Origin of the sequence: Streptomyces sp. MnatMP-M17 (assembly GCF_900091995.1) — a bacterium.
Classification (GTDB): domain Bacteria; phylum Actinomycetota; class Actinomycetes; order Streptomycetales; family Streptomycetaceae; genus Streptomyces.
In genome coordinates, this window is sequence record NZ_FMDK01000880.1 from 1 (window position 1) to 3892 (window position 3892).

The 3892-nt window shown below is 69.5% G+C and carries 4 protein-coding genes, 1 tRNA gene and 1 pseudogene; 4 read left to right on the forward strand and 2 right to left on the reverse strand.

Annotated features, from left to right (window positions below; genetic code table 11):
* A partial coding sequence (locus GA0115259_RS32620; RefSeq protein WP_237540657.1) for a DUF3662 domain-containing protein occupies window positions 1-471 on the reverse strand: 471 nt, incomplete at its 3' end.
* A gap of 316 nt (window positions 472-787) precedes the next feature.
* Between GA0115259_RS32620 and GA0115259_RS32625 the strand changes: the two genes are divergently transcribed.
* Window positions 788-874: transfer RNA gene (locus GA0115259_RS32625), tRNA-Leu, on the forward strand.
* A 66-nt stretch (window positions 875-940) separates the two neighbouring features.
* Here the strand turns inward: GA0115259_RS32625 and GA0115259_RS32630 are convergent.
* Complete coding sequence (locus GA0115259_RS32630; RefSeq protein ID WP_093603652.1) at window positions 941-1555, reverse strand: FMN-dependent NADH-azoreductase; 615 nt, start codon at window positions 1553-1555, stop codon at window positions 941-943.
* Window positions 1556-1680: 125 nt separating this feature from the next.
* On the opposite strand from GA0115259_RS32630, the gene GA0115259_RS32635 reads away from it, so the two are divergent.
* The 3 genes and pseudogenes from GA0115259_RS32635 to GA0115259_RS41320 all read left to right on the forward strand — a co-directional run.
* Window positions 1681-2040 carry a winged helix-turn-helix transcriptional regulator gene (locus GA0115259_RS32635; protein ID WP_093603654.1) on the forward strand — a complete coding sequence of 120 codons (360 nt, stop codon included), beginning with the start codon at window positions 1681-1683 and terminating at the stop codon, window positions 2038-2040.
* A gap of 104 nt (window positions 2041-2144) precedes the next feature.
* Window positions 2145-3623 (forward strand): DUF2252 domain-containing protein, encoded by a 1479-nt coding sequence (locus GA0115259_RS32640; protein WP_093603656.1) that lies wholly within the window; start codon window positions 2145-2147, stop codon window positions 3621-3623.
* Window positions 3624-3675: 52 nt separating this feature from the next.
* Window positions 3676-3892: pseudogene (locus GA0115259_RS41320) on the forward strand (hypothetical protein); the annotation flags it as partial.

A 3892-nucleotide genomic window follows, 5' to 3' on the forward strand; every position in this document is an offset into this window, starting at 1 on the left:
GGCGGGCGCGGCGGAGCCGGCGTAACCGACAGGTCCGCCGAGCGGGCCCGGTCCCGGTCCGCCCGGCGCGCCGCCGGGCGGCTGCGACTGTGACGTACTCGACGCCAGCGTACGGCTGCGCACCCGGTACAGACCGGTGTCGAGATCCTCGGCCTTCTCCAGATGGACCTTGATCGGGCCCATGAAGGTGTAGCGCTGCTGCTTCGCGTAGTCGCGGACCAGCCCGGACAGTTCGTCACCGAGCTGTCCCGAGTAGGGACTGAGGCGCTCGTAGTCGGGCGCGCTCAGCTCCACGATGAAGTCATTGGGGACGACCGTCCGTTCACGGTTCCAGATCGTCGCGTTGTTGTCGCACTCGCGCTGGAGGGCACCCGCGATCTCGACGGGCTGGACCTCGGACTTGAACACCTTCGCGAAGGTGCCGTTGACCAAACCTTCGAGACGCTGTTCGAAACGCTTCATGACTCCCATGGGGCACCTCCTCCGTCGTTGCCGTCCTGGTACTGCTTACTGATCGTATCCACGCGTCGGGAAATCGGCTGGTTCCCCTTGTCTGCCCCGTCGATGAGTGTCACCTCTCACACGGATCGTAGAGGCGGCCTCATGACAGTGTCCCGCACCCCGGGTGCTCTCAGGAGGAGTGGGGGCCGACCGCTGTTCGTTCCTTGTTCCAGGGCCGCGATTCCGCCAACAAACGGATGTGAAGCCACCCTCTCCACCGTGCTAATCTTCTCGATGTCGCCAGGAGCGCACACCAGCAGGTGAGGCACCGGACGGCACACCCAATGCGCGGGTGGCGGAATAGGCAGACGCGCTGGATTCAGGTTCCAGTGCCCGAAAGGGCGTGGGGGTTCAACTCCCCCCTCGCGCACCACAGAACCCCCGCTCCGGATCTCTCCGGAGCGGGGGTTCTTCGTTGTCCGGCCCGTACGGGCCGGGCTCAGGCGGCGTGGCGGGCGGCGAGTGCCTTGGCCTTCTGGGTGGCCTCCTCGGTGGCCTTGGCGCGGGACGCCTCGGCGAGCGGGACCAGTTCGGCCATCTCCGGCTTGGAGGGCGCGAGGGTCAGCTCCGGGACGATGAAGTCGATCTCGGTGGCGCCGAACATTCCGGTCAGCACCTTCTCCAGATAGTTCTGGACGAACTCGAAGTCCTCGCGCGGGGTGCCGGGAGCGTACGAGCCGCCGCGGCTGGCGACGATCGTGAACGGCGTGTCGGCCACCGTGCTGTCGGGGCCCGCGTTGTGGCCGACGATGATCACCTGGTCCAGCCAGGCCTTCAGCGTGGACGGGATCGTGAAGTTGTACATCGGCGCGCCGATGAGGACGGCGTCCGCCTCCGCCAGTTCGGCGGCGAGCTCGGCGCGCAGCGTGTCCTCCGCGCCCGCGGACACGGCGGCTATGTCCAGGTGCGGCAGCGGAGTGGCGGCCAGATCGCGGTAGATGACCTTGCCCTCCGGGTGCTGCTCCAGCCAGGACTTGACGAAGGTGGCCGTGAGATCGCGCGAAGCGGAGCCTTCCGGGAAGACGGCGGAGTCGATGTGCAGAAGCGTGGCCATGACGTTCTCCATGAGGGGTGGCGTGCCATACGAATGAGTAGCGACGGAAGTTCCGTTCGCACCTATGGATAACATAGTCGCTTACTTTTTTTCATCCCGTCTCGGAAAACCAGTACTCTGTGCGTATGGCGGACCACGGCGCGGATGAGTGCAAGAAGGTCGACGTGAGCATCACGCGTGTCTTCGAACTCCTCGGCAAGCGGTGGTCGGGCCCGATCATCTCCGTGCTCATGCAGCGCGCGATCTACTTCGCGGAGCTGCGGCGGGCGATCCCGGGCATCAGCGAGCGGATGCTCTCGGACCGGCTGACGGAGCTGGGCGCGGCGGGACTGGTCGTACGTGAGGTGGACGAAGGGCCGCCGCTGCGGGTCGCGTACCGGCTGACGGACGCGGGCGCGGCGATGGAGCCGGCGCTGAAGGAGCTGCGGCTGTGGGCCGAGTCCAATCTGCGGGAGCAGCCCGGGGACATCGGGGGCGGCTGTTAGGTCCTGTCCGGTGTCAGGGCGCGGTCCGGCTTCCTGGTCTTTTGGGTACGGCGGTACCGTCATGTGCGTTTGATCTCACATGAGTACGGGGGAGGCGGCACGCCATGGTCGATGTGGGCGGTGTCGAGCCGGTGGGGGCTTCTGGAAGCGGGCGCATTCCGGCGGTGCCGGGCTTCGCGACGCGTACGGCCATGGCGGACGGCGAGAGGGCCGACGAACCGCGGACGCCCAAGGAGCTGGGCAAGTCGGTGCGGGCCCGGGTGCCGCGGTCCTCGCACGACTCCGTCGTGTTCGCGGCGGCGCGGCCCGACGCGGTCCGTGCCGTCGAAGAGTCGAGCCGCGGCCGGGTGCCCGAGCTGGCGCCGCTCCGGGTCGGCCGGATGGCCGCCACGCCCTTCGCCTTTCTGCGCGGTGCCGCCGGACTGATGGCCCAGGATCTGGTGGGCACACCGGTCACCGGCGTCGGCGCGCAGATCTGCGGTGACGCGCACGCGGCCAACTTCGGTCTGTACGGCGACGCGCGCGGCCGGCTCGTCATAGATCTCAACGACTTCGACGAGACCGTCTTCGGTCCCTGGGAGTGGGACGTCAAGCGGCTCGCCACCTCACTGGTGCTGGCCGGCCGTGCGGCGGGCGCGGACGAGGACACCTGCCGCAGCGCGGCGTACGACACCGTCGGTGCCTACCGGCGCACGATGCGGCTGCTGGCGAAGCTCCCGGCGCTCGACGCGTGGAACGCGATCGCCGACGAGGAACTCGTCTCGCACGCGGACGCGCGCGATCTGGCCGGCACGCTGGAGCGTGTCTCGCAGAAAGCGCGCAACAACACGAGCGCGCGGTTCGCGGCCAGGTCGACCGAGGCGGTGCCCGACGAGAGCGGGACCGTCGGCGCCGGCTCGCCGCGGAGGTTCGTCGACGCGCCGCCCGTGCTGCGGCGGGTGTCGGACGAGGAGGCCTCCGCGGTGGCCGCGTCGTTGGAGGAGTATCTCGGCACGCTGCCGGAGGACCGGCTGCCGCTGCTCGCGCGGTACGCGATCCACGATGTGGCGTTCCGGGTGGTCGGCACCGGCAGCGTCGGGACACATTCGTATGTGGTGCTGCTGCTCGACCACCGCGGCGAGCCGCTCGTGCTCCAGGTGAAGGAGGCACGGCCCTCCGCCCTGCTGCCGCATCTGGCGGTCGTCGGCTTCGAGGCGCCGGAGGTGGTGCACGAAGGGCGCCGGGTGGTGCTCGGACAGAAGCGGATGCAGGTGGTGAGCGACAATCTGCTGGGCTGGACGACCGTACGGGACAGGCCTTTCCAGGTACGGCAGTTCAGAAACCGCAAGGGAAGCGTCGATCCGGCGGCGCTGCCGGCCGACCAGATGGACGACTACGGCCGGATGACCGGCGCGCTGCTGGCCAGGGCCCATGCGCACAGCGTGGACCCGCGGCTGATCGCCGCCTACTGCGGCAAGAACGAGGAGCTGGACGCGGCGGTGGCGGCCTTCGCCGTGGCGTACGCGGACCGTACGGAGGCGGACCACGCCGACCTGCTGGCGGCCATCAGGAACGGACGAATAGCCGCCGAGCCTGGTGTGTGACGGCCGGGTACGGAGCGGAGGCCCGGCGGATCGCCCGTACGCTGGTCGGGTGATGCGGGACACCTCTGGGGAGCCGACGATCCGTAACGACGACGAACGGGATGTACGAGACGTGCCGGATACGACGGAATCCACGGCGGCGGCGGGCGGAAGTGACGCGGCGGGGCCCGGGCCCGAGGCGAGTGCGGGCATGACGGGCGCGGACGCGGGGACGGGGACGGACGCGGCGGGCCCTGAGGTGGGCCCGGCGGACGCGAACGCTGCGGACG

Bases quoted from the DNA above. Each gene is read 5' to 3' on its own strand.
- GA0115259_RS32630 (WP_093603652.1), bottom strand. From the start codon at position 1,555: ATGGCCACGCTTCTGCACATCGACTCCGCCGTCTTCCCGGAAGGCTCC.
- GA0115259_RS32635 (WP_093603654.1), top strand. From the start codon at position 1,681: ATGGCGGACCACGGCGCGGATGAGTGCAAGAAGGTCGACGTGAGCATC.
- GA0115259_RS32640 (WP_093603656.1), top strand. From the start codon at position 2,145: ATGGTCGATGTGGGCGGTGTCGAGCCGGTGGGGGCTTCTGGAAGCGGG.